The organism is Rhodoplanes elegans (assembly GCF_016653355.1).
GTDB lineage: Bacteria > Pseudomonadota > Alphaproteobacteria > Rhizobiales > Xanthobacteraceae > Rhodoplanes > Rhodoplanes elegans.
In genome coordinates this window covers 8178-29056 of record NZ_NHSK01000074.1, presented here as the reverse complement: position 1 = coordinate 29056, position 20879 = coordinate 8178, and the positions used below count along the sequence as shown (strand labels likewise).

Annotated in this window: 47 protein-coding genes and 1 pseudogene; 39 read left to right on the top strand and 9 right to left on the bottom strand. The window is 65.3% G+C overall.

Features of this window, described 5'->3' with window-relative positions:
- The 7 genes from CCR97_RS07820 to CCR97_RS07795 form a co-directional block, all read right to left on the bottom strand.
- Positions 1 to 972, bottom strand: a complete 972-nt coding sequence (locus CCR97_RS07820) for a hypothetical protein (protein WP_146618611.1) — start codon at positions 970 to 972, stop codon at positions 1 to 3.
- A 248-nt stretch (positions 973 to 1220) separates the two neighbouring features.
- Positions 1221 to 1625, bottom strand: coding sequence for a hypothetical protein (locus CCR97_RS07815; protein ID WP_146618610.1), 405 nt, complete (start codon positions 1623 to 1625; stop codon positions 1221 to 1223).
- Positions 1626 to 1971: 346 nt separating this feature from the next.
- The gene (locus CCR97_RS07810; protein WP_146618685.1) at positions 1972 to 2325 is read right to left on the bottom strand and encodes a hypothetical protein; all 354 of its coding nucleotides are present in this window, start codon (positions 2323 to 2325) and stop codon (positions 1972 to 1974) included.
- Between the two features lie 98 nt (positions 2326 to 2423).
- Positions 2424 to 2615, bottom strand: a complete 192-nt coding sequence (locus CCR97_RS07805) for a hypothetical protein (RefSeq protein ID WP_111356294.1) — start codon at positions 2613 to 2615, stop codon at positions 2424 to 2426.
- On the bottom strand, positions 2615 to 2815 hold the full coding sequence (locus CCR97_RS07800; protein ID WP_111356293.1) for a hypothetical protein: 201 nt from the start codon (positions 2813 to 2815) through the stop codon (positions 2615 to 2617). The genes CCR97_RS07805 and CCR97_RS07800 overlap by 1 nt, the downstream gene beginning before the upstream one ends.
- The gene (locus tag CCR97_RS32025) at positions 2812 to 2937 is read right to left on the bottom strand and encodes a hypothetical protein (protein WP_274611497.1); all 126 of its coding nucleotides are present in this window, start codon (positions 2935 to 2937) and stop codon (positions 2812 to 2814) included. The genes CCR97_RS07800 and CCR97_RS32025 overlap by 4 nt, the downstream gene beginning before the upstream one ends.
- Complete coding sequence (locus CCR97_RS07795) at positions 2934 to 3197, bottom strand: hypothetical protein (RefSeq protein WP_111356292.1); 264 nt, start codon at positions 3195 to 3197, stop codon at positions 2934 to 2936. The genes CCR97_RS32025 and CCR97_RS07795 overlap by 4 nt, the downstream gene beginning before the upstream one ends.
- Before the next feature lie 197 nt (positions 3198 to 3394).
- On the opposite strand from CCR97_RS07795, the gene CCR97_RS07790 reads away from it, so the two are divergent.
- Positions 3395 to 3607 carry a hypothetical protein gene (locus CCR97_RS07790; RefSeq protein ID WP_146618684.1) on the top strand — a complete coding sequence of 71 codons (213 nt, stop codon included), beginning with the start codon at positions 3395 to 3397 and terminating at the stop codon, positions 3605 to 3607.
- A 5-nt stretch (positions 3608 to 3612) separates the two neighbouring features.
- Here CCR97_RS07790 and CCR97_RS07785 read toward each other — a convergent pair whose 3' ends face one another.
- A complete protein-coding gene (locus CCR97_RS07785; protein WP_201159424.1) occupies positions 3613 to 3834 on the bottom strand; it encodes a helix-turn-helix transcriptional regulator in 222 nt (73 codons plus the stop codon).
- Here CCR97_RS07785 and CCR97_RS07780 point away from each other — a divergent pair.
- Positions 3776 to 4264, top strand: coding sequence for a helix-turn-helix domain-containing protein (locus CCR97_RS07780; protein WP_111356290.1), 489 nt, complete (start codon positions 3776 to 3778; stop codon positions 4262 to 4264). The two genes, CCR97_RS07785 and CCR97_RS07780, sit on opposite strands and share 59 nt — an antisense overlap.
- A 38-nt stretch (positions 4265 to 4302) precedes the next feature.
- Here the strand turns inward: CCR97_RS07780 and CCR97_RS07775 are convergent, their stop codons facing one another.
- Positions 4303 to 4713, bottom strand: coding sequence for a hypothetical protein (locus CCR97_RS07775; RefSeq protein WP_146618683.1), 411 nt, complete (start codon positions 4711 to 4713; stop codon positions 4303 to 4305).
- A gap of 796 nt (positions 4714 to 5509) precedes the next feature.
- On the opposite strand from CCR97_RS07775, the gene CCR97_RS07770 reads away from it, so the two are divergent.
- The 37 genes and pseudogenes from CCR97_RS07770 to CCR97_RS07585 all read left to right on the top strand — a co-directional run bounded on the left by CCR97_RS07770 (position 5510) and on the right by CCR97_RS07585 (position 20730).
- Positions 5510 to 5686, top strand: coding sequence for a hypothetical protein (locus CCR97_RS07770; RefSeq protein WP_170145741.1), 177 nt, complete (start codon positions 5510 to 5512; stop codon positions 5684 to 5686).
- A 47-nt stretch (positions 5687 to 5733) separates the two neighbouring features.
- The gene (locus tag CCR97_RS07765) at positions 5734 to 5922 is read left to right on the top strand and encodes a hypothetical protein (RefSeq protein WP_111356288.1); all 189 of its coding nucleotides are present in this window, start codon (positions 5734 to 5736) and stop codon (positions 5920 to 5922) included.
- Between the two features lie 2 nt (positions 5923 to 5924).
- A complete protein-coding gene (locus tag CCR97_RS07760; RefSeq protein WP_111356287.1) occupies positions 5925 to 6155 on the top strand; it encodes a hypothetical protein in 231 nt (76 codons plus the stop codon).
- 70 nt (positions 6156 to 6225) lie between these two features.
- Entirely contained in the window at positions 6226 to 7080 is an 855-nt protein-coding gene (locus tag CCR97_RS07755) for a DUF7666 domain-containing protein (RefSeq protein WP_207199412.1), read from the top strand.
- Between the two features lie 2 nt (positions 7081 to 7082).
- Entirely contained in the window at positions 7083 to 7259 is a 177-nt protein-coding gene (locus CCR97_RS07750; RefSeq protein ID WP_170145740.1) for a hypothetical protein, read from the top strand.
- The gene (locus CCR97_RS07745) at positions 7259 to 7429 is read left to right on the top strand and encodes a hypothetical protein (protein WP_170145739.1); all 171 of its coding nucleotides are present in this window, start codon (positions 7259 to 7261) and stop codon (positions 7427 to 7429) included. The genes CCR97_RS07750 and CCR97_RS07745 overlap by 1 nt, the downstream gene beginning before the upstream one ends.
- Before the next feature lie 43 nt (positions 7430 to 7472).
- Positions 7473 to 7736, top strand: a complete 264-nt coding sequence (locus CCR97_RS07740) for a hypothetical protein (RefSeq protein ID WP_111356285.1) — start codon at positions 7473 to 7475, stop codon at positions 7734 to 7736.
- A gap of 576 nt (positions 7737 to 8312) precedes the next feature.
- Positions 8313 to 8669 carry a DUF3850 domain-containing protein gene (locus CCR97_RS07735; RefSeq protein ID WP_244670331.1) on the top strand — a complete coding sequence of 119 codons (357 nt, stop codon included), beginning with the start codon at positions 8313 to 8315 and terminating at the stop codon, positions 8667 to 8669.
- An 8-nt stretch (positions 8670 to 8677) separates the two neighbouring features.
- Positions 8678 to 8938: a hypothetical protein gene (locus CCR97_RS07730; RefSeq protein ID WP_111356284.1), complete on the top strand. Its 261-nt coding sequence runs from the start codon at positions 8678 to 8680 to the stop codon at positions 8936 to 8938.
- A 5-nt stretch (positions 8939 to 8943) separates the two neighbouring features.
- A complete protein-coding gene (locus CCR97_RS07725) occupies positions 8944 to 9096 on the top strand; it encodes a hypothetical protein (RefSeq protein ID WP_170145738.1) in 153 nt (50 codons plus the stop codon).
- Between the two features lie 8 nt (positions 9097 to 9104).
- Positions 9105 to 9632 (top strand): hypothetical protein, encoded by a 528-nt coding sequence (locus tag CCR97_RS07720; RefSeq protein WP_111356283.1) that lies wholly within the window; start codon positions 9105 to 9107, stop codon positions 9630 to 9632.
- Positions 9633 to 9634: 2 nt separating this feature from the next.
- Entirely contained in the window at positions 9635 to 10309 is a 675-nt protein-coding gene (locus CCR97_RS07715) for a hypothetical protein (protein WP_111356282.1), read from the top strand.
- Positions 10306 to 10560 carry a hypothetical protein gene (locus tag CCR97_RS07710; RefSeq protein ID WP_111356281.1) on the top strand — a complete coding sequence of 85 codons (255 nt, stop codon included), beginning with the start codon at positions 10306 to 10308 and terminating at the stop codon, positions 10558 to 10560. The genes CCR97_RS07715 and CCR97_RS07710 overlap by 4 nt, the downstream gene beginning before the upstream one ends.
- Positions 10557 to 11183 (top strand): hypothetical protein, encoded by a 627-nt coding sequence (locus CCR97_RS07705; protein WP_111356280.1) that lies wholly within the window; start codon positions 10557 to 10559, stop codon positions 11181 to 11183. Before CCR97_RS07710 ends, CCR97_RS07705 begins: the two co-directional genes overlap by 4 nt.
- Complete coding sequence (locus tag CCR97_RS07700) at positions 11180 to 11407, top strand: hypothetical protein (protein ID WP_111356279.1); 228 nt, start codon at positions 11180 to 11182, stop codon at positions 11405 to 11407. Before CCR97_RS07705 ends, CCR97_RS07700 begins: the two co-directional genes overlap by 4 nt.
- A 2-nt stretch (positions 11408 to 11409) precedes the next feature.
- Positions 11410 to 11709, top strand: a complete 300-nt coding sequence (locus tag CCR97_RS07695) for a hypothetical protein (RefSeq protein WP_111356278.1) — start codon at positions 11410 to 11412, stop codon at positions 11707 to 11709.
- Positions 11710 to 11719: 10 nt separating this feature from the next.
- Positions 11720 to 12169: a hypothetical protein gene (locus tag CCR97_RS07690; RefSeq protein WP_111356277.1), complete on the top strand. Its 450-nt coding sequence runs from the start codon at positions 11720 to 11722 to the stop codon at positions 12167 to 12169.
- A complete protein-coding gene (locus CCR97_RS07685; protein ID WP_111356276.1) occupies positions 12166 to 12372 on the top strand; it encodes a hypothetical protein in 207 nt (68 codons plus the stop codon). Before CCR97_RS07690 ends, CCR97_RS07685 begins: the two co-directional genes overlap by 4 nt.
- Positions 12373 to 12389: 17 nt before the next feature.
- Complete coding sequence (locus CCR97_RS07680; protein WP_111356275.1) at positions 12390 to 12665, top strand: hypothetical protein; 276 nt, start codon at positions 12390 to 12392, stop codon at positions 12663 to 12665.
- Between the two features lie 4 nt (positions 12666 to 12669).
- Complete coding sequence (locus tag CCR97_RS07675; protein WP_146618681.1) at positions 12670 to 12975, top strand: hypothetical protein; 306 nt, start codon at positions 12670 to 12672, stop codon at positions 12973 to 12975.
- Between the two features lie 7 nt (positions 12976 to 12982).
- On the top strand, positions 12983 to 13150 hold the full coding sequence (locus tag CCR97_RS07670) for a hypothetical protein (RefSeq protein ID WP_170145737.1): 168 nt from the start codon (positions 12983 to 12985) through the stop codon (positions 13148 to 13150).
- Positions 13151 to 13215: 65 nt separating this feature from the next.
- Positions 13216 to 13467: an acyl carrier protein gene (locus tag CCR97_RS07665; RefSeq protein ID WP_207199411.1), complete on the top strand. Its 252-nt coding sequence runs from the start codon at positions 13216 to 13218 to the stop codon at positions 13465 to 13467.
- A 2-nt stretch (positions 13468 to 13469) separates the two neighbouring features.
- A complete protein-coding gene (locus CCR97_RS07660) occupies positions 13470 to 13682 on the top strand; it encodes a hypothetical protein (protein ID WP_170145736.1) in 213 nt (70 codons plus the stop codon).
- A 5-nt stretch (positions 13683 to 13687) separates the two neighbouring features.
- A complete protein-coding gene (locus CCR97_RS07655; protein ID WP_170145735.1) occupies positions 13688 to 14296 on the top strand; it encodes a helix-turn-helix domain-containing protein in 609 nt (202 codons plus the stop codon).
- A pseudogene (locus CCR97_RS32255) lies at positions 14293 to 15126 on the top strand (ERF family protein). Before CCR97_RS07655 ends, CCR97_RS32255 begins: the two are co-directional and overlap by 4 nt.
- Positions 15123 to 15755: a lambda exonuclease family protein gene (locus CCR97_RS07640; protein ID WP_111356268.1), complete on the top strand. Its 633-nt coding sequence runs from the start codon at positions 15123 to 15125 to the stop codon at positions 15753 to 15755. The pseudogene CCR97_RS32255 and the gene CCR97_RS07640 overlap by 4 nt, the downstream one beginning before the upstream one ends.
- Entirely contained in the window at positions 15752 to 16255 is a 504-nt protein-coding gene (locus CCR97_RS07635) for a hypothetical protein (RefSeq protein WP_111356267.1), read from the top strand. Before CCR97_RS07640 ends, CCR97_RS07635 begins: the two co-directional genes overlap by 4 nt.
- Positions 16252 to 16617, top strand: coding sequence for a hypothetical protein (locus CCR97_RS07630; RefSeq protein WP_111356266.1), 366 nt, complete (start codon positions 16252 to 16254; stop codon positions 16615 to 16617). Before CCR97_RS07635 ends, CCR97_RS07630 begins: the two co-directional genes overlap by 4 nt.
- Before the next feature lie 13 nt (positions 16618 to 16630).
- Positions 16631 to 17089, top strand: coding sequence for a hypothetical protein (locus CCR97_RS07625; protein ID WP_170145734.1), 459 nt, complete (start codon positions 16631 to 16633; stop codon positions 17087 to 17089).
- Positions 17082 to 17351 (top strand): hypothetical protein, encoded by a 270-nt coding sequence (locus CCR97_RS07620; RefSeq protein WP_111356264.1) that lies wholly within the window; start codon positions 17082 to 17084, stop codon positions 17349 to 17351. The genes CCR97_RS07625 and CCR97_RS07620 overlap by 8 nt, the downstream gene beginning before the upstream one ends.
- Positions 17344 to 17535 (top strand): hypothetical protein, encoded by a 192-nt coding sequence (locus CCR97_RS07615; RefSeq protein WP_111356263.1) that lies wholly within the window; start codon positions 17344 to 17346, stop codon positions 17533 to 17535. Before CCR97_RS07620 ends, CCR97_RS07615 begins: the two co-directional genes overlap by 8 nt.
- Positions 17528 to 17770 (top strand): hypothetical protein, encoded by a 243-nt coding sequence (locus CCR97_RS07610; RefSeq protein ID WP_111356262.1) that lies wholly within the window; start codon positions 17528 to 17530, stop codon positions 17768 to 17770. The genes CCR97_RS07615 and CCR97_RS07610 overlap by 8 nt, the downstream gene beginning before the upstream one ends.
- A gap of 4 nt (positions 17771 to 17774) precedes the next feature.
- Entirely contained in the window at positions 17775 to 18032 is a 258-nt protein-coding gene (locus CCR97_RS07605; RefSeq protein WP_111356261.1) for a hypothetical protein, read from the top strand.
- 2 nt (positions 18033 to 18034) lie between these two features.
- Complete coding sequence (locus CCR97_RS07600) at positions 18035 to 18418, top strand: hypothetical protein (protein WP_111356260.1); 384 nt, start codon at positions 18035 to 18037, stop codon at positions 18416 to 18418.
- A gap of 1 nt (position 18419) precedes the next feature.
- Positions 18420 to 18671, top strand: coding sequence for a hypothetical protein (locus tag CCR97_RS07595; RefSeq protein WP_111356259.1), 252 nt, complete (start codon positions 18420 to 18422; stop codon positions 18669 to 18671).
- Positions 18672 to 18771: 100 nt separating this feature from the next.
- Positions 18772 to 19305 (top strand): hypothetical protein, encoded by a 534-nt coding sequence (locus tag CCR97_RS07590; RefSeq protein ID WP_146618680.1) that lies wholly within the window; start codon positions 18772 to 18774, stop codon positions 19303 to 19305.
- A gap of 381 nt (positions 19306 to 19686) precedes the next feature.
- Positions 19687 to 20730: a tyrosine-type recombinase/integrase gene (locus CCR97_RS07585; protein WP_201159423.1), complete on the top strand. Its 1044-nt coding sequence runs from the start codon at positions 19687 to 19689 to the stop codon at positions 20728 to 20730.
- The last annotated feature ends 149 nt before the right edge of the window (positions 20731 to 20879 follow it).

Sequence of the window (20879 nt, the reverse complement as noted above, 5' to 3'; positions counted from 1 at the left end):
TCACACCACTCGCGGGAAGGACTGGTTGGGGGCCTGCTCGCCGCGCCAACGGAACAGGTCACGAGATGACCCCGTCCGGACGGCGTTCCACGCCTGGACTGTAAACGCGCCGATGTGCGGTAGGCTGAGACTGGCGCTGTCGGACCGCGCGTTGGTTTCGAGCTTGTTCCGAAGTTTCCACACCGGGTCGTTCTTACTGGTGAGCCCAATGCCGGTGATCAGCTTCTCGAAGAAGTCGTTGGCCTCGGACCGGCTCTTGCGCGTCATCACGTAATGCAGGAACGACGCCCAACTGATGACCATCAGGCGGGTGTGATACAGACGCTGGCCGACGTTCACGCTTTCGGCCAGTCCTTCGTTCTCGTGGTAAAAGGCAAGCAGCGGGTCGCTGTCGACGTCCGGCGCGTTCCCGCCCCAATCCCGTTCTTTGTCGTAGCCGTAGAGAAGACGAGCCGCAGCCGAGGCACCGGCAGCGTTCGGCACCCCGTCGATCGCGAAGATGTGCCCGGCGGTCCGCTTGATGCCACTGTCCATGAACGTGAAGGCGTTGTCGTCGATCCCGAACGCGACGAGACACGGGAACGTCGCCCCGGAGTCCATGCACGCCTTGAGGCGGTGCTGACCGTTGAGCAGACGCCCGCTGCGGCCGAACACGATCGTCTCGCCTGTGAGCTTCCACCCAGTCTTCATGGCGCGGACGTAGCGGCGCACGCCCTTCTCGCTCGACGGGCGATTGCGCCATTCGTCGTCCTGGTTCCGCTCCATCATGGCGCACGCCATCGAGGGGTCGATAGTCAAGAAGTGCGCCTGTGGCTCCTTGTTCGCCTCCTGGCACCACCAGCGCAGACGCTTGCGGGCGTCCCCAGTGTCCTTCATGGACGACAGCACGTCCGGGTCACCCATGCCTGTCTTGACCGGCGCACGCGGCGCCATCGGCTCGGCAGTTCCAAATAGACGGTCCAACATTTCCACCCTCTCTTCCTCCTGTGACGCGATCTCTGCAGGCCGGAGGTGGAGCCTGCGGCGCGTTCTCAGCGCCTAATCGCGACGGCTCGGCTGTAGCCCTGCAACTGCGCGTTCGCGCCAATGAGCCTCGTAAAGTCTCCGCACGGCCGTCAGCCGATCGGAGTGATTGAGCATCCGCGCCCACTCGGACCATTGGCGCGAGCGGATCAGCAGTCGTGTGGACTGCCAAATGCAGAGATCAGACAAAAACCCGTTCATTCGGCAGCGTCCTGTTCCAACTTTTCGAGCAGTCGTTGGTGCTCGGCTTGCAACTTCCTGAGGTTGGCAATGTCGAGCGTGCGTTTGTATTTGGCGTACCAAGCCGCCTTGGAGTCGCCCATGATCGCGGCTAGAAGGTCGCCGCCGAGTTCGCCGCGAAGCGCGGTCACGATGTCATCTGGGGAAAAATCCCGGCGCTCGGCGAGCCTGTGTTTGGCGGTGTGTTCGTCGATCCCGAGCCACACGCAGAGCAGCGCCCACGGTTTCCGCTGCCGACCAATCCTTTCGTTGAAGAACTTCGACAAAATCGACTGAGCGGTGCCAGGTTGGCTGCGAATGACAGCCGAGCTGTACCCCCGCCCATTTGCCTTAACCGCGGTCGCAGAGGACGATGTGGTCATGACGATCACCGTTCAAACCAATGAGCAAATCACGTTCGCCGCCGCGGTCCGGACCGGTCTCGCGTACCGGGTCGCAGGGCGTAAGGAGCCGGGCCGCGAGGCGTCCGCGGCCCGGCTCCCCACCATGCAGACGTGCCCCACCCGGTCTGCCAGCGGGATCGCAAACGCCACCGCATCGATCGGCGTCGGTGGCGATGCCAGGGTCTTGAGGCGCACGGCCGAAGCCGGCGCGAACCTCGTGATGAAAGAGGCGCCGGCCGCGCTCACACGGAGCAGCGAGCCGGCGCCAGTGGCCCCGCGGGGGATGGAGCACCGGGAGGAACGGGTGCGCGTGGGGATCTGCATGTCAGGCGCACTCACCGAAAGCCGCGAGGGCAATCTCGATCTCAGCCGACGACCCGGCCCACGGCCCGGCTCGGCGCGCGTCGAGCAGCTCACTCAGGTGAATCGCGTGCTCGCCGGTTGCCGACTCGCACGTGAACCCGGCCGACATGGCTGCCTCGATCACGGCTGCGACGTCCGCGACCGGGACGACGTAGAGGTTCCAGGACCAGTTCCCGACCCACTGCTTGCTGTCGAGCACGACACACCGACGGCGCAGAAGCCGCAGGCCGCCGTCGTCGAGCGTCAGACGAACGCCGCGGGACCAGTGTTCCAGCGCAACGGACTCGCCCCGGCGGGCGACCTCGATCGCCGACACGCGCCCCGCAAAGGACCCGTCCTCATGCCTATTGCAGCACAGGTGCAGGCAAGCCCGCGGGGCCACATCACGTGCTCGACGGCGCGCGCGAAGAGTGCTCATCGCGGCCCCGCCACATCCGCAGCGACCGCGCGGCACACGGCGGCGAGCGGCGCGGAGACGAAGAGGCTGGCGCTCCAGGCGAGCCAGACCGCGAGGTTGATGAGCAGCCACGTGCTGCCGAGCAGGACGGCTGGGATCGTGACGAGGGTGGTGCCGACTTCGGTGTGCCAAGGGCGGACGTCGTTCATCAGCTCGCTCCGGAGATGCGCTTCAGCTCGGCGACGCGCGCGCCGATCGCGGCCTCGCGCCGCATCTCCCGCAGCACGGCGGTTCTGCACTCGATGTGCGCAGCGAGAGCGTCGAGCGCGATCCGGGTCCGCCGCGCGTCCGCCACCACGGGCGAGCACATCGCAACGAGGCGGTCGGTTTCGGTGCGGTGCTGGGTCATGACACCACCACCAGCACAAGGATCGTGATCAGCGCCGCCGCGACGATGAAGCCGAGCAGCACGATGAGGGCGGAGCCGGCCAACTCGGGGCGGACGCGCGTGGAGTGCAGGTCCGGGCTCACAGCAGCCCCCTGATGACGAATCCCACCAGCGCGCCGGAGATCGCGGCGAGGGCCATGCTGATGACGTGGAGGGAGAGGTCGGGCTCGTGGACGTAGAGATCGCCCGCCGGTCGCATCGTGCGGAGCACGGCGACCTCAACATCCGACAGAGGGCGATGTGTGAAGACGAGCGGCTGTGTGATCGGCTCCACGTCCGGCGGCATCCGCGGCGGCGCCGGGTGCGTGTGGCGGCGCTGGTCTGCTTGCGTGTCAATGCTCATGCTATCACCCGTTTTTCCTACGGACAGACGCTTACGAGGTTTCACGCAACAACCGATGATCTGATCAGATCGTCAGATGCTCGCCTTAACCAAGCCGGGAGCTAATCAGATGATCGTTTACCAGTTCAGGTTGATGAAACAGCGATCCGCGCACACAATTCCCGCGCGCCGACAGAAGAGCGCGCCAGGGGATTGCGATGAGCAGGACGCATTTGGTCGAGATCACGCCCATTCCGGACGTGTATGCGGACGGCATCGGCGCCATCGAACAGATCGGGCCGAACGAGCGGCTCACGCTCTACACGGAGCAGACCAGCCTGGACGGCCGCACCCGCGAACGCGTGGTGGTGGCGCGCATCGTGGCGCCGGCTGGCGTGCTGCGGATGCCGGCGCGCGGCGGGTGCAACTGAAAGCGTCATGCCGCGGCGTCCGGCAGAAAGTCGTCAGCCGTGATGACGCCTCGTGTCGCGGCCTTCAGCTTGGCCGCAAGCCCCCACGACGGGGAGCTCACGCCATTTCGGACGCGGTTGATCTGCTCGCGGGACGTACCGACCATTTCGGCGAGGTCGGCATCCGTAATGCCGTTGTCCTTCATCCAGGCCGCGAGTTTCGTCTTGGGCTTCGAGGTCTTCGTCATGTCGCGTAATGTACACCCTGTGCACATGATCGTCCAGCCCCCTTGTGCACCCAGCGACATGGATTCACAGGGATGGCCGGTGCATCATGTGCACATGGCAAAGATGGTTAGTGCAAAGAGGCGAAGGGTCTGCCGCCGCAGGAACTACCTGCGAGAGTGGCGGGAAAAGCGCGAGATGACCCTTGAGGAGGTCGGCGCCAAGATCGACTACAGCCACGCCAGCTTGTCCAGAATCGAGCGTGGCGTGCAGGATTACACAGGCGACTTGCTCGAGGCGCTCGCCGCGGTGTACGGCACCGACCCGATCACGCTGCTGACCCGGCATCCCGACGAGCCGGATGAGCTCGACATGCTGCTCTCGTCAGCCGAACCCGATCAGCGCCGGCAGATCGCCCGCCACGCCCGGGCCGTGCTGGACGACAAGCACTGACCCTCCCGCGACGGCAGCATCGCCCGACTCCGTGTCGATTAGTCGAGCGGCAGCCCATAGCGCGTCCGGCAGATCTCCAAGACAGCGCGCCCGCCGATCGAATCGAACGTCCCGGACCCGAGCAGCACGAAGGTTTCGCCCGCAAGCTGCCCGGTGAACGGACCCATGCCGGTGTACCCGCCGTAGCTGTTCTTGGCGTTCAGCCAACCGCAAACGTTGACGAGGCCCTCCTTGCCCGTGGAGGCTTTCATGTCGCCGAATCGCGCGCTGTCGGGGTCTTTAAGGCCTTGCCTGGCGCCCCGCTCGATCGCCGACCGCATCTTCGACGTGATGACGACCGGCGCCGGCGGCGGCTCGGCTGCGATTGCGACAGGAGGCGCAGTCGGCGTGCCGGCGCATCCGGCCGCGACGAAAAACGAAAGTGCAGCGATTGCAATCACATTGCGCATGATAAACCACCCCTGCGTTGATCTCTCAACCGTAGACTCTCGTAAGGGTAGAAGCAACTTCAGAAGGCCCCTGAACCTCGATGAAGGCTGCTGGTCCGGGCATAGCTTCGCCAGCGAGGGCGAAGCCATCCTCTGAACCCCGAAGTTAGGCGAGGCCACGAGCACGGACGGATCGAACGACCTTCGTCGAGGAAGGGAAGCCGGGGTCACGCTGTCGGCTTTACGTCTGTCATTGACGCGGGCGCTTATCGCCAAGCCGATCCGCCAGCCGGGCGCGCCCACCGGGTCGGCGCCAGCCGGAGCCCGGTCCGGACCCTCGTGGGATCGAGGGCTCCGAGGTGCCGTTGCCGGCACCGCTCGTCTCCGGCTCTCGCCGGTCTCGTCCCCCCACGTCATGCTCCGCGGGTTCGGCCCTCTATCGCGGGCGGAGGCGCAACACACGACGAGGTGCGCGCCCTATGCCGGCGATTTGTGCTGACCCGAAAGGGAAGACGCTTGATTTTGTAACGGCCGCTATGTAAACCGTACACACCAAGCGGTCGGGGCTTTTCAGCACGCCCCCGATCGAAGCCGGGAGGGTCGCCACCCTGCCCGGCTTTCTTTTTGCCTGCCTGCCCTGCGGCCGAGGTCTTCGCCCGGCCTTTCAGCAACGACACGCGCATCAAAGATGACCCAGCCGCCTCTCGGCGGCAAGGTCTGCTGAACATTTTTTTACATGACATGCACATGCCCCCTGGACATCCGTGTGCACCTCGTGTACATTTAGACCATCGAAGCACGGGAACGGGAGCTACCAATGACCAGCCGCCGCCGCAACGAACTGAACCGCCGCCACGGACAAGCCGCCCGCCTCGAGCTGGCGTCCCGATACGACCGGGTCGCCGCCCAGGTCGCTCGCACCAAGAACGCCCGGGAGCGCGCGAAGCTGATCGAGGAAGTTCAGTTCCTCGCCGACCTGATCGAGCTGAAGTGACGGCGGGGGCGAAAGCCCCCACTTGCTGAACTGATCAGGAGAGGACCATGACCACCGACGCAGCCATCGACATCGACGACCATGTGGTCGTCGCCGTTCTTGCCCGCTTTTTCCTGACGATGTTCGGAGAAGACGCGCTGCTCGCCGCGGATGTTCTCGGCGGTCTCGGTATCACGAATGTCGATGCCTTCCATACCGCGGCCGAGCGTTTTGCCGCCGCGCCGGGGGGAGAGTGATCATGACCATCACCGACCGCATCAGCTTTAGCAGCGCGGGCGCCGTCCCGCCCCGTGCCGCGGCTCGCCACGCCGCGATGCTCGCCGAGCACCCGCCCATGTTCCCGCCGCCGGTGCCCGTCGGTGTCGACCTGACCGCGGCCTACGACGCGGCGTGCGAGCGGTACGCCCGGGACGGCGTCGAGACCGACCGGATCGAGGCGCAGCGGCTCGGCGCCGCGCTGGACCGCTGATGCAGTAGGCGGGGCTCAAACCCTGCCGCTTTCACCCTTCCGATCCTGATCACTCCGAAAGGCCACCGACATGGCTCGCAGACGCAAGACCGAGGTGACTGCCACGACCGCAGAAATCGCCCCGGCCGTGGAGAATATTGTCACGGCCTTCAAGGGCTTCGACGCGCAGCTTCGCTGCCGCGGCTATCAGTACGAGGTCGGGAAGACCTACGAGCACGCCGGCAAGATCGAAGCCTGCGCTTCGGGCTTCCACGCCTGCGAACACCCGCTTGACGTTTTCGGCTACTACGCGCCAGCCAGCAACCGCTACGCCGAGGTGACGCTGTCCGGCGAGATGGACGGCAACGACAGCGACACGAAGATCGCTGCGGCACGGATCACGATCAACGTCGAACTCTCGATCAGCGACCTCGTGCGGCGCGCCTGGGATTATGTGTGGTCGCGGGCAACGATCGAGGGCGAAACGGCCACCGGCAACTGCGGCGCGGCCTCGGCCACCGGCGACAGCGGCGCGGCCTCGGCCACCGGCGACAGCGGCGCGGCCTCGGCCACCGGCTACAGGGGCGCGGCCTCGGCCACCGGCGACAGGGGCGCGGCCTCGGCCACCGGCTACAGGGGCGCGGCCTCGGCCACCGGCTACAGGGGCGCGGCCTCGGCCACCGGCGACAGGGGCGCGGCCTCGGCCACCGGCTACAGGGGCGCGGCCTCGGCCATGCACGCTACGGCTACCGCCCATGCGAGCGGTCGCTACGGCCGCGTGCGGGGCGTTGCAGGATCGGCGTTGCATCTCGATCGCCGTGACGATGACGGCGCGATTACTCACGTCTGGGCCGGCATCGTCGGCCGCGAGGGCATCACACCGATGACTTGGTACTCGCTCGACGAGTCCGGTCATCCGGTCGAGGTCGCGGGCAGCGAGTCCTGATCATGACCCGCCGCCTCCCGGAGCAGCCGCGCCGTCTCGCCGAGCTGCGGGCCGATTGGGATGCCGGGCGCGGTCCGAGCGTCACGGCGCGGCTCGTCGCCAGCCATGTGCCGCCGGTCAGGCGCCGGCTGCCCGATGCGAGGACGTTCTGGCCGTTTGTGGCCGTGAGGAGGGGATAATGGGACACCACGACGAAGTCTGCGACCTGATGGCCGAGAACGGCCGGTTGACCGCGAATATCGAACGCCAAGCCGCGCTGATCGAGAAGCTGACGGAGGCGCTCAGATCGCTCGACTGCATGCTCCTAGCATCCGGCTTGTGCCCGAGCGTCGTTATACAATTACGATAGTCAACGCCGCCCTCGCCGCCGCCCGCACCACGAAGCCCGCGTCATGAGCGAGCCCATCCCCATGCTGCCGGGCCGCGCGCTCACCGACGGCGTGATGCTCCGGCTCGCGTTGTACGGACTGGTCTGCGCGCTCAAGATCGACGACCCGACCGCGCTCGGCTGGATCAAGCGCGTGATCAGGGACGCCGGCATCGACACGGCGGAGTTCCGGGCGAACCACGAAATGAACGTCGCCACGTACCGGGCGAAGCGCCAGGCGCCGGCCGCTGATCTGGCCGCGGCGCTGCGGCGCGACGGACTGCTGTGAGGAGGAATGCGATCATGCTTATCCGGTTAACGCACACAAGCGCTGAGGCATACTAGATGTTGATCCCGTTTGTTGATCGAGAGGGCGCCACGCACTTCACCTGCGAAGACTGCGGTCGTTCGATCTCCGCATCTTACGAGGCCAAGACTTGCGTCTGTCTCTCTTGCCAATGGCTTCGCGACCATCCGTTGGCGCCAGTCCCGACCGGATTTGGATTTATCAATTCGGCCTTGGAAGCCGGCAGAACCGCCGCCCGCCCCTGCGATGTCATAAAGATGGAGGGTGAGAGCGAGGTTCTCGAACTGTATGGGCCTTGGTTTTCCGAAGAGGCTTGCACCGGCCACGTCGCGAGCAAGAGCGATCCGAAGATTTGCGGTCGATGCGGCGTGCATATCGACAGCCTTCGACCCCCTGAAGAGGATGAGCCATGAAAAACCCCCTGCCTTATCCCTTGCGCGCCACTCGTATCTCTCTGGAGCTAAACCCCTTTGGTTTCTGGCTTCTGCCGAGCGCACGCTTTCGACGCGACCTAACCGAAACTGCCAAAGCCGATGGCGAAACGATCTGGTGGATTCGATGGGCGTGGTTTCAACTCAGTTTTGGGCGATGGCGATGACCACAACATCTAGGGCTGTGTGTGCCAACCGGATAAGCATGAATGCGATGGCTCGCGAACACGATCTGAAATGTTGGGACGTCTATTGGGACGCGATCTCCAACGGAGAAAAAACGTTTGAGGTTCGCCGTGACGATCGCGGCTTTCAGAAGGGCGATACCCTGATCCTCAAACGGTGGGATCGAGAGCGTAACAATTTCACGCGTACCATCAGCGACAACCGACCTTACGAACTCCGGCGGCGCATCAAATACGTGCTGACTGGGGGGCAGTTTGGCATTGAGCCGGGATACGTCGTCCTCGGGCTCGGACGTTAGAGTCCGCCATGTTCACCACGTCGCACGGACTCATCTCTCGCGCCGTCCAGCTCGGCGCCCGCCGCCCGACGCTGTCGGTCCGGCTCGACCACGACCGCTGGGAGAACTGGCGCGCTTCGGCCCTGACGCTGATCTGCGCCTGGGACGCCGACGCCGCGGAGCGCGCCGAACTGATCGAGTGCTGCGACCGTTTCGCCGACGCGCCGCCGCCCGCTCTGCCCGATCCCGCTGCGCCGATCATCGCGTCGGCCGTTTCGTTCTGGGGATGAACACCATGCTCGCCACCACATTCCGCTGGTCGACGATCCTCGTGACCGCGCTCGCCGTCGCCGTGGCGATGACGTCGCCGGACGCTGACATCCCGAGCTTCCTTTCCGGTGCCGGCGCCGGCTGGCTGTCGTTGCTGATCCTGTCTTCGAAGATGTGAGGCCCGCCATGCTCGACCGCATCGCCACGCCCATCACTCACGTTCCGCGCCGTACTCGCCTCACGCGCGTCGCCGCCGTCGCCACGGCCCAGGCCAAAGCCTCCGGCGCCGACGCGCTCGCCGCCCACGAGGCCGGCATTACGGCCGCGTTCCGGGCCGAGTTCCGCGAGCCGAACAACATGAAGCTGGCGGCCGAGCGCACGATCCGGCTCGGCCCCGACAACGACCAGTCGCGAATCTGGTTCGGCCCCGTCATCGATCTCCTGATCCGACGACAGGTGGCCGACGCGACGCAGGCCTGCGAGGCGCTGCGCTGGCACGTGATCAGGGAGCGCCGCATCGCCGAGGAACGGCGGACCCCGGACTCGGCGCTGTTCCGGGCCGCCCGCGAGGCCCTGCTCATCGCGCGCTGGATGCGGCGGTACCGGCTCGACCACTGGGTCCCGTCGGTGCTCGCCGTGATGTCGGAGCCGCGGGTCGGCGCGACGGTGCATGTCAGCGCCGAGACGGCGCGGTTCGTGATGACGGGGAGGTGAGCGTGAGCAAGATCGACGACCTGCTGAGTTTTGATCCGTTGGCTGCGGCCGAAGGGTTGACGGGTGAGCGCATGGGGGAGTCGCTCAATGACGAGACGGCTGCACTCGGGCTCCTGTTCGCCTGCACGCACAGCAAGATGAAGCGCGATGCGCTGCATGAGGTTGGCGACACCACGTATGGCGACTCCCTCGCGCGCTACCTATCGATCTTGGACAGACTCGGGTTCGAGCAAGTGCTGGCCGACGAGTGGCCGTCGTCGCATAACGGCGTGATCGAGACTTTTTTCGTGTTCGCCCACCGGGACGGCTTGCTGCTGTCATTCGACACGTTCCGCGGCAACACCGTGAATGCGGCTAAGGTCTCATACAATTGGATGCCAAAAGTCGATGACTGGCGGAACGTCAGATCGAGCGGTCACATGAATGACGGAGTGTGGGTCGGCTACCACGACGCGCGCGAAGCGCTCTGCCACAATCTTATGAAGCTTCGGAACCGCGGCGAGTTCGTGTGCCCGTGGATCGAGCAACCGTTTCTGTGGCTACTTCACTACGACGATACGAAGCAGCCCAACTACGATTATGCGGCGATCACGAGCGAGCGGATTTCGCGGCTACCGCAGTGGGTGCGCGATTTTATTTCGCCTGCGGCGCAGGATGCCGAGGGCCGCACCCCATGACCGACCTCACCACTCGCCACCTCGGCGCGCTCCACGCGCTCGTGCTGCACCCGTACCGCGGACAGGGAACCAAGCCGACGTTCAAGCCGATCTCGCCGGGCGCCCGCGCGATCCTCTGGTCGCACGCGCAGAGCCTCAGCCGGCTCGGCCTGGTCGAGATCACGGAGATCGTGCAGCCCCGCGGCCTGCCCAGGCTGTGGCGGCTCGGGCTGACCGTGGCGGGGCGCGAGCAGATCAGGAGGGTGGGGTGATTGCCGCGCTGTTTGTCGAGGCGGGGGGTTGTTACTCCGGGATCAAAGGAGTCGACCCGTGGGACGAGCAGCGCGACGCGAGGAACTATGCCGGACCGTGGCCGGTCGTCGCACATCCGCCGTGTCAGCGATGGGGCCGCTTTTGGCATGGCAGCACACGCAAGCCACACCAATTCAAGCTCGGCGATGACGGTGGGTGCTTCTCTGCTGCGGTCTATGCGGTTCGCCGCTGGGGCGGAGTCCTCGAACATCCGGCTGACAGTCATGCGTGGAAGCACTTCGGCATTGACCGGCCCAAGCGTCACACAGGCTGGCAGCCAGCCGGCGATCTGATCGGATACACCTGTTATGTCGAACAAGGCCATTACGGACACATGAGCCGCAAACCGACGTGGCTCTACGCCGCTCACACGACACTCCCCGAACTGGACTGGTCAAAGGGCGCGCAGCGCCTGCACCCGACCGCGCTTGCCCGCTACGGCTATGAGAAGGCGCGGCGCATCGGGATGACCGCCATGGTCGGCGGAAAGGACAAGACGCGCATCAGGAATGCGACGCCGCCAGCATTCCGTGATGTGCTGATCTCGATCGCATCAACAACTCATATTCTGGAGAAAGCATGAAGAAGATCATGCCCGATTTATGCCCGGCATGTGGCAGCCGGTTGCACGACAGCGCCGACGAGACAGAGGACGATTTCGCGTTCTGGGAATATGACTGCGGCGCCAAGGCAGAGCGGTGGGGGAACGGAAGGCTGTATGGCGTTCAGCCATGCGACCACGCATTCGCCGTGTCGTTGAGAGCTATCAACGACCATGTCGTGACGTCCGATGCTGCGGAGACGTGAGGATGACCAAAGATGACGCCGAAAAAATGATCGATGATCTGGTCCTCGCGGCCCAAAGTGAGGCCCTCTACCCGTACCGTCCCCACCTCGCCGCGCAGACCACCGCTCTGAAAGAGCGCGCTATCTCCAAACTGCGCCTCCCGCACCCTGAACAAACCGTCGAGATTGTCGCCGCCGGGATGCATTTTGTCGCCGAGTTCGATGCGGTGTGGAAAGAGCCGCATGTGAAATTCCCGAGCGCCGAGGCGTACTCATACCTGCGGGGCGCACGCGACAGGTTCGCCAAGACCATAGGACTGTAAGAGGCCTATCATGACCAAGATCGTTAGAACCGTATCCGAAGCGCTTCGATGGTACGCCAAAGACTGGCGCGACCGCGCTGCCGATGCCGCTCTGCCCATCATGGCGGCCGAGCTGATCGACGACGCCGTGAACGAGCTGAAAAACAACACGGCGAAGCTCAAGGCGTTGCGCGAGCACTTTCACTCCTACGACTCTGAGCCGCCGTATCCGATCGACTGGCAGATTCGCGAGAACGAGGCGCTGATAGCGCGTGCCGAGGGCGGCACTGAGCCTGTCACTGAGGCCGAGCGCGCTGCGCTCCGGGCGGAGCAAGCCGCTCGCGTCATGCCTCTGATCGGCCCGTTGCTCGATGCGTGGGACGGGCTCCCGAACGACATCCGGAGTCTGGTGCGCGATGAGCATCCAGAACTCGGGACGCATCTCAACCAGATCGCGGCGGCCGTCGAAGGTGATCGATGAGTAATCTGAGCCCGCACTATGACGAGCTGGTCCGCATTGTCTCCGATCTTCTGTCAAACCGGCGAGTCGGCGTGGACAATGCGGAGGTCGTCGCAAAAGAGGCGATCGACGCAATCGAGAGCGCAGGCTTTCTGTTGGCGAAGACGCCAGATCGGACTGACTGGGCAGACAAGATTTTCGTGGCAATACCAAAGCGCTGGTGATCGACGGAGGATGGCGCATGCGCACTACAACCGTATCTGTGACCCAAGAGGTCAGCATTACGATCGACCGCAAGAAGTTCACGCCGGATTTCATGGCCGAGTACCGCGCGAGCTTCTACCCGTTCGACACCATCGAGCGCCACATCGAACATATCGCTCAGCTCTACGCCCGCGGGCTCGTCGACAAGTACACGACCTTCATTGAGGGGTACGGCGATCTGCGCGAAATGGGCATCTCGCTCGGCAGCAAGGAAGTCGTGTCGATGGAATGCCTGCCGAACATGAATGGGTGACACCATGACCGCACAGATCGTCCGCAAGCCGCTCGACTGGTTCGCTCGCCAGCGCCGCAACCAAGACCCAGCCACCCGCCACGACGGCGACGTGATCCCGATCGAGGCGGACCCTGCGCTGATCCATCGCCGCGCACTCGGGCTGCAGGTGCAGCGGGCCAGACGGGCCATGTGGCCGGCCAACCTCCGTTGCCGGCCAAGCGCCGCGATCGACACCATCGCGCGCGACGCGGTGGTCGACCTGCCGGCGCCGTCGAAGCACCTCGGCGCGGTGGTGTGCGACCCGTTCGATCCCAACGATGCAGCGTGAGGCCAAGATGGAACGCCAGATCACACGCCGGTACGCCTTCGCCAAGAAGGACCTGAAAGAGATGATCCTGGAATGGCTGCGCGACAAAGACCTGCCGGTCCCGGCGAATGTCGATGACGCGACGTGGGACATGGACGGCGAGACGATCGCTCTCGAATGGACGGCACCGTCATGAGCCACCTCACGACGCCGATGCGAATCCTCGATCAAGCACAACCTGCCACCAGACAGGAGCAAGTCATGGTCCACCCGAAGCAGACCGCCGCCGACCAAGTTCGCGCCGTTCTGTGCAGCGTCGTGAGCTACGAGCCCGACGAGATCACCGACGACCGGACGCTGTACTCGCTGCACGCCGACGAGCTGGAGGTCGACGAGATCGCGGTGCGGCTCGAGATCGAGTTCGGCGTCCGGATCGGCGCCGACGCGGTGAGCGGGGACACGACGGTCGCCGAGCTGATCGCGACGGTCGTCGGGCGGCTGGAGGCGGCTTGACCATGGCACGCGAATCCACATCGACGCTGGCGTATGTCGCGACAACCACTGACGAAGATGGCGTCGTCGTCATCCTTCCATGGTCGACAGAAAGCCTCGCCAAGGACGTGCGGAGAAACATTGCGGAGATGTTCGACGACGACCTGGTCGCCGGGTGGGGGGCCGCCAAGAAGGCCGGATACCGCGTCCGCCGCTGCACCATCACGCTGGACTGACGCCCATGCCCGCGATCGACGCCTCAGCCCCCAGCCAAGTCCGGATGCGCCCGTTCAACCCGGCGACGTGGCTCAACGACCACCGGGCGCGCCTCGCCCGCATGTCGGCCAACGCCCGGCCCGATCCGGAGGCACAGCGCCGGCCGTTCCTGATCGCGATCCCGGTGCCGGTGCCGGAGAGCGCGCCCGAGCCAACACCGGGCCCGGCGCCGATCACCCACGTCGTCGAGTTCGACCCCGACGTCGCGGTGCGGTTTGAGAACGGCACGGTCCGGTATCGGTCGCCGCACACCGTGCCGACGCGCTACGTCATGATCACGCATCGCCGCATCGTCGAGATCGTGGGCCAGCACTACGGCTTTTCGCCGATGGACCTGCGGGCGCCGCGCCGGGATGCGCCGATCGTCCGGGCGAGGCATCTGGCCTACTGGATGCTGCGGGACGTGAAGGGCATCAGCCTGCCCGAGATTGGCCGCGTGCTCGGCGGCAGAGATCACACTTCGGTGCTTCACGGGATCCGGAAGGTCGACGCCAAGATCGAGCGCGGCGACGCCGAGACGCTGGCCGCAATCGCCGCGGTGCGGGCCAAGCTCGGCATCGGGAGCGAGGCATGAGCGAGCGCGACGCAATCAGCATTGGGCAGGCGGCGGCCGGCGTCGTCGGAGCACTGGAGAGTAAGATGGGACAGGTGATCGTTCACGAAGACACGCCGCTGGCGCCAGTCGGCATGACGCCGATGGCGATGCTTCAGGCCGCGGTCGAGCGCGGCGCCGGCATCGACGTCATGGAACGTTTGATGTCGCTGCACGAGCGGTGGGAGGCGAACGAGGCTCGCAAGGCGTTCAACGCGGCCATCGCCAACGCCAAGGCCGAGATCCCGGTGATCTTCAAGAACCGCGAGGTCGACTTCACGTCCACCAAGGGGAGGACGCACTACCGACACGAAGACCTCGCCGGGATCGCCAGCGTCGTCGACCCGATCTTAGCGCGACACGGCCTCTCGTACCGGTTCCGCACGCAGTCTCCGGTGAACGAGCCGGTGACCGTGACGTGCATCATCTCGCACCGCGACGGCTATTTCGAGGAGAACACGCTGAGCGCCGGGCGTGACGACACCGGCAACAAGAACAGCCATTAGGCGGTCGCCAGCGCCGTGACGTACCTGTCTCGCTACACGCTCAAAGCCGCGCTCGGGCTCGCGGCCAGCGCCGACGACGACGCCAAGAGCGCCGAGCCGGCGGACACCATCACGCAGGATCAAGTGGCCGATCTTCAGACGCGCATCGTCGCCACGGGGACGGACATCCCGGGGTTCTTGAAGTACATGGCGAAGGCGTGCAAATGCGAAATCGGGGCGATCGAAGACATCCCGGCCGCCAGTTACGACAAGGCCGTGGCGGCACTGAAGGCGAAAGCCGCACGCGCTGCGGAGCCCAGCGCATGACAGCCGATCTGGTCCAGGGCTCAGAGGAATGGAAAGCTGCCAGGGCCGGCCGCGTCACGGCATCACGCATCGCCGACCTGATGGCGCGCACCAAGACGGGGTGGGGCGCGTCCCGGGCGAACCTGATGGCGACGCTGATCTCGGAGCGGCTCACCGGCGTCCCGGCCGAGGGATTCACCACCGACGCCATGCGCTGGGGGATCGAGACTGAGGCCGAGGCACGCGCCGCGTACGAGTTCGTGACCGGCAGTACCGTGGCGGAGGTCGGGTTCGTCCCGCATCCTGTCATCCGGATGTCCGGCGCCAGCCCTGATGGGCTTGTCGACGACGACGGGCTTGTGGAGATCAAGTGCCCGAACACCGCGACGCACATCGAGACTCTGATCGGCGGCTCAATCCCGAGCAAATACGTCAAGCAAATGCTGTGGCAGATGCGCTGCACCAATCGCCGATGGTGCGACTTTGTATCGTTCGACAACCGGATGCCGGAGTCCATGAAACTGTTCGTGAGACGGATTCGGTGGGATGAGGAGCAGATCGTCGAGATCGAGAAGGCCGTCGTCGATTTCCTCGCTGAGATGGACGAGAAGATCGCAACGCTTCAGCGTATGTATGGGAGTGCGGCATGACCCCTGCCCGATGGGATGGCGACGGATTCGTTGTGCTCAACTCGTTCCGGAAACGAGCTGATCAGGACTTCGTCGTCGGAGAGGTGTACAATCTGGAGGTGGTCGAACAGCGGTCGGCCAAGAGCCATCGTTTCTATTTCGCGGCCCTGACCGAAGCGTGGCGGAACCTCCCCGAGCACATGGCCGACCAGTTCCCCAACCCCGAAGCGCTGCGGAAATGGGCGTTGATCAAGGCCGGGTATTGCGACGAGCGATCGATCGTCTGCGCGTCGAAAGCCGAGGCCCACCGTGTCGCAGCGTTTGTCGGACCGATGGACGAGTTCGCCGTGGTCACGGTGTCAGAAGCAGTCGTGTCGGTCTACACGGCCAAGAGCCAGTCGATGCGAGCGATGGGCGGTAAAGTGTTCAACGAAAGCAAGCAACGGGTCCTCGATATCGTATCGGGCCTGATCGGTACGACGAGCGTCGCGCTCACCAGTCAAGCCGAGAACGCCGCATGACCGACGTCTCCACCACGCAGCGCCGGAAGCTGTCGCCTCGCGAGCGGCTGGCGATCTTCGAGCGCGCCGGCGGGGTCTGCTGTTGCTGTGGCGGGAAGATCGAGGCTGGCGACGGGTGGATCGTCGAGCACCCCACGGCGCTCGGGTTGGGTGGCAGTGACGATCGCGGCGAGCTGCGGCCGGCGCACAAGGCCTGCGCCGACGCCAAGACCTACGGGCCGGATGGCGACCTCGCGACGATCGCGCGGGCGAAGCGTCGAAAGGCCAAGCACTTGGGAATCCGAAAGCCGTCACGCTTCCCCTGCTCACGCGATAGCCGGTGGAAGAAGCGCATGGACGGATCAGTCGTGCTCAGAGATTGAGGAGGGGCGGGCGATGAGCGCCTTGCAGCATTTGTGGCGCTTTGGCCGATTACGGTTGGGCTTGTGGCGTTCTTCGTCGTGCTGCTTCTGGTGTGCCTCATCAACGGCCGGCCGCGGCATTATCGCGTCGCTCGACGAGGCGCCGGAGAACATCCGCGCTGCGTTCGTCACGACCAACACCGAACTATCCGAGACCGCCGACTTTCTGGCGCGCGCGGCGGCTGGCGGCGAGGTGTGGCCCGAGTACGAAGCCGAACTGACGCGGGTGAAGGCCGACCGAGACGCCGCCAGGCGCGATCTGGCCGAGGCGGCGGAGGCTCTGGAGGCGTGTGAAGGATGGATCGCGCGCTGGTCTGCGCACGTCGGGTTCTGTCGCGGCGGCAATACATGCACCTGTGGGCGCACGGCTGTTTTGCACACGGCCAGCGACCTTATCGCCCGCCTGCAGAGCACGGAGAAGACCGATGTGTGACAACGAGGACGACTACCATGAGCCCAGCATCCCGACTGATCACGTCCTCTGCCCGCGGTGCAACGGTGATGGCGAGATCGCCTGCCATTGCGGAGGCGATCTGTGCGTCTGCGGAGAGGAAGAGCAGCCGTGCCCGCTGTGCGGTGGAGAGTATGGCGGGGACGGGTACGTGTCGCGCGACACGGCCGATCGCTACTGGAAGCGGCAGCACGAGATACGCGACGCGATCCGAAAGGTGATGGAGGGCAACGCCGATGGCTGAGACCACCATCAAGATGTGGGCGCCGTGGCACCCGGAGCATGGATTCGGCGAGGTCTGGGCTGCTTCGGCCTTCGGCAACATTGACGAGGCGATCAGACTCAACAACGCGAGGCGCATCATGGGCGACGACGATCGATGGAAGGTCGTCCCGGTCACGGTGGCGCGGGAGCCGTCCAATGCCTGACCTCCGCCACGACGACGCAGGCGCCATCGACGAGGTCGTGGCCCGCGGGGCTGACGTGCAGATCGAGCGCATGTCGGGCTCGTCATGGTTTGTCTGCATCACCGATCAGGACGGTTCGGAGACGAGGTTTTTCATCAACGCAAAGAACCCGCGTGCTCGCGTCAATGCGATCAACGTGCAAACCAGCGGCGCCGGGCCGGCGCGCGAGCAGGGCAACGGATGGGTGGAGAGGTAGAGCGATGGCAATCTCGATGCTGGCCACGATGGTGGCCGATCTGGACGACGAGGACATGGACTCCATGACAGTCGCGGAACTCTCGTTCGACGAGAGTCCTGACGAGCACGGCGTGTCGCCGGACGATCCTATGTACGTCGTGTTCAAGGACATGTCGGGCCGTCTAAATGATCTGCTGACGGTTCGGGAAGGCGCGGTGGAGCGACGCCGCCGGCTGCTCCGCTGCCGCGACGTGTTGACCAACGCGTTCAAAGGAACGTGACCATGGCGACCGAGAAGCAGATCGAGGCGGCAGCGGAAATCCTGCGCGACATGATCGACGCACCGCCGAGCGTGACCGAAACGCTGATCAGGGATGCGCTGGATGCGGCGGAGCGGGTCGCGTGGGAGCCCATCGAACATCTCCCCGCCGCGCCGTGTCAAGTCGAGTATTTCTACCGCGATTTGAAGCTTGACGATTGTCGTGGGGGTCCGAAATCCGCGGTGATCAAGTCTTGGCGTGATCTCCGGTTAGGCCACGGGTATTGGGACGGCCAACGTTGGCGGGGGCTTCTAACGGGACATGATGTATTTCAATTTCAAGACGACACGACAATCCTCCCGACTCACTACCGCATCAGTAGCGCCCCGCCGGCCGAGGAGAAGTGACATGACCATCGACCCCGACTTCTCCGACCAGCTCTCCAAGCTTTGCTCACGCGAGTGCGTCCACGCCCGCAAAGACCCGGCTCGCGCCGCCGTCATGATCGAGCGGCTCGTCCATTCACTCGGGCTCACCATCGCCGTCGCGTCCCGCGGCGATCCCGGCGTGATGAACACGCTATGTGAGGGTGCGTCTCAGCAGTTGTTTCAGTCGGCATCTGGGATGGCCGACGTTTCGGTCCAGGGGAGGCGGCAGTGACGATTGACGAGCTGATCTGCATCGCCGCGCTCCGGGCGTGGAAGGCGAAGGGCTGACCACCCCGCCCGCGCGGCCGGCGTGCGGGTAACAGGAGATGAGGATGTCCAAATTTTCGAGACGCTCTGTTCTGAAAGTCGCCGCTGCTGTTCCCGCGGTTGCCGCAATCAGCGCCACCCCTGCGGCTGTCTGCGAGTCTGCCGCTGCGCCAGTGGCGACTCCCGTCGTCGCTGCGGAGCGGCCCTATCGCTGGTGGTTCACGACCGATGTCGGCGGCGAGTTCTTCACCGATCTGTGCGATTCCAAAGAACAAGCGCTCGCGCGTCTCGATGACTATGGCTACGGCCTCGTCGCCGAGTGCCAGGATGGCGACTTCGACCTGCATGTCGACGCTGATGTACTGTATGACCTGTTCTACGGCCAGAACGAAGACCGGATGAACGAGGACGGTGAGTTCCTCAGTTTCACAGCCGATCAAGAACGCGATCTCGCCGACATGGTCAACGCCGCAATCGATGCGTGGATCGAGAAGCACGGGATCGACACGAAGGCGCCGATATTCCAGGACGTGCGCGAGTACGCCAAGAAAGCGCCGCCGCCACGCAAGGCGTTGCCGTCCGGCATGGAGCCCGCCTGACCATGCGCCGCCCGTCCTGGTCCGAGCTGCCGAAGAAGCGCCGCCCGCACCAGATCGTGCCCGACGGGTTCTTGCGGTTGCGCGGGAGCCCGTTCCTGGAGGTGAGGTTCAGGTTCCGTCTGAAGCGCAACCGCCGGGTTTGGCGCTGTCTCGGGCAGTTTTTCCGGTGGAACAAGAACCGCATGCCGAAGAGAGGGTGACCATGCCCGACCTCCTGACCATCCGGGAGGCTGCCGAGCGGTTCCGCAAGGGGCCGCGCTGGCTCCGGTCGTGGCTGCGGGCTCACCCCGTAGACCACACCGGGCGCCCCTTCTACACCCGCGCGGGTCGCACTATGCTGTTCAGCCCCCGAGACCTGGACCGCATCGCCGAGACCATGCAATGGCTCTCCGTCTCCGCCCGCCCCGCCTCGGCCGGACGCCGAACTGGGAAATCCGCGGCACACACCGCGGGATCGCGGTCGAGCGCAGTGCGGGCTCTCCTGACCGGCGGATCGCCGAACGGCGGCTCCGCGAGGTAGAGCGCGAGATCGAGGCCGGCGAGTGGAGCACCCCGCCTGCCCCGCGCCACGAGCCTACGTTCGCCGACGCCGTCGAGGGCTACGTCCGAGCCGGCCGGCGCCGCAAGTACCTCCTGAAGCTCCTGGACCGGTTCGGCGACACGCCGCTGTCGGGGATCACGCAAGCCGAGATCGACCGGGCCGCTGTCGAGCTCTATCCGGCCGTCCAACCGCAGACCCGCAACACGTGCTTCTACACGCCGCTGTCGGCCGTGCTGCGCCATGCTGGCGTCGATCGCCCGATCCGCCGGCCCAAGGGCGCTAAGGGGCGGGTCGTTACCCGGTTCCTGACGCAGCCGGATGCGTTCGCCATCATCCGCGAGGCCGACCAGATCGACGCTCGGCTCGGGCTGCTCCTCCGGCTTCTGCTCTACACCGGGATGCGCATCAACGAGGCGCTGCGGCTGCGGTGGGAGGACATCGACCTGGCCGGTGGGACGGCCTATGTCGGGCTCACCAAGACCGGGGAGGCGCGCACCGCCAAGCTCCGGGCCGACCTGGTGGCGCAGCTCCGTGCCATTCGACCCGAGACCGGCGCCGGCCGGGTGTTCCAGTTCGCCTACGGCGGCCGGCTGAAGGACCAGTTCCTGCGCGCCAAGCTCGCGGTGTGCGACGTGCCGATGCCGCCCCGCGGCAAGACGGGCCAGCGCCGGCCGCGGCCCGACTACCGGCTGGCGTGGGTGAACTTCCACACCTTCCGGCACACATGGGCGACTTGGATGCGGATGTACGGCGGCGCCGACGTGCAGGGGCTGGTGGCGACGGGGAACTGGTCGGACCCGCGCTCGGCCGCCCGCTACGCGCACGTAGTGCCGCGCGACGAGTGGTGCCGGGTCGACGACCTGCCGGGCGAGCCCGAAGGGTGAACAGATTCCCCAAAATTTCCCCAGATCGTTGCATCGTGTGCGTGTTCCGTTCGTGCACCAAACGACGCGAACGTGCCGGATAACAGATGGATTTCGTTGATTTTTCAGCGTATAAAAGGGGTGCGGCCGGCTCTTGGGGGAGAGCCGGC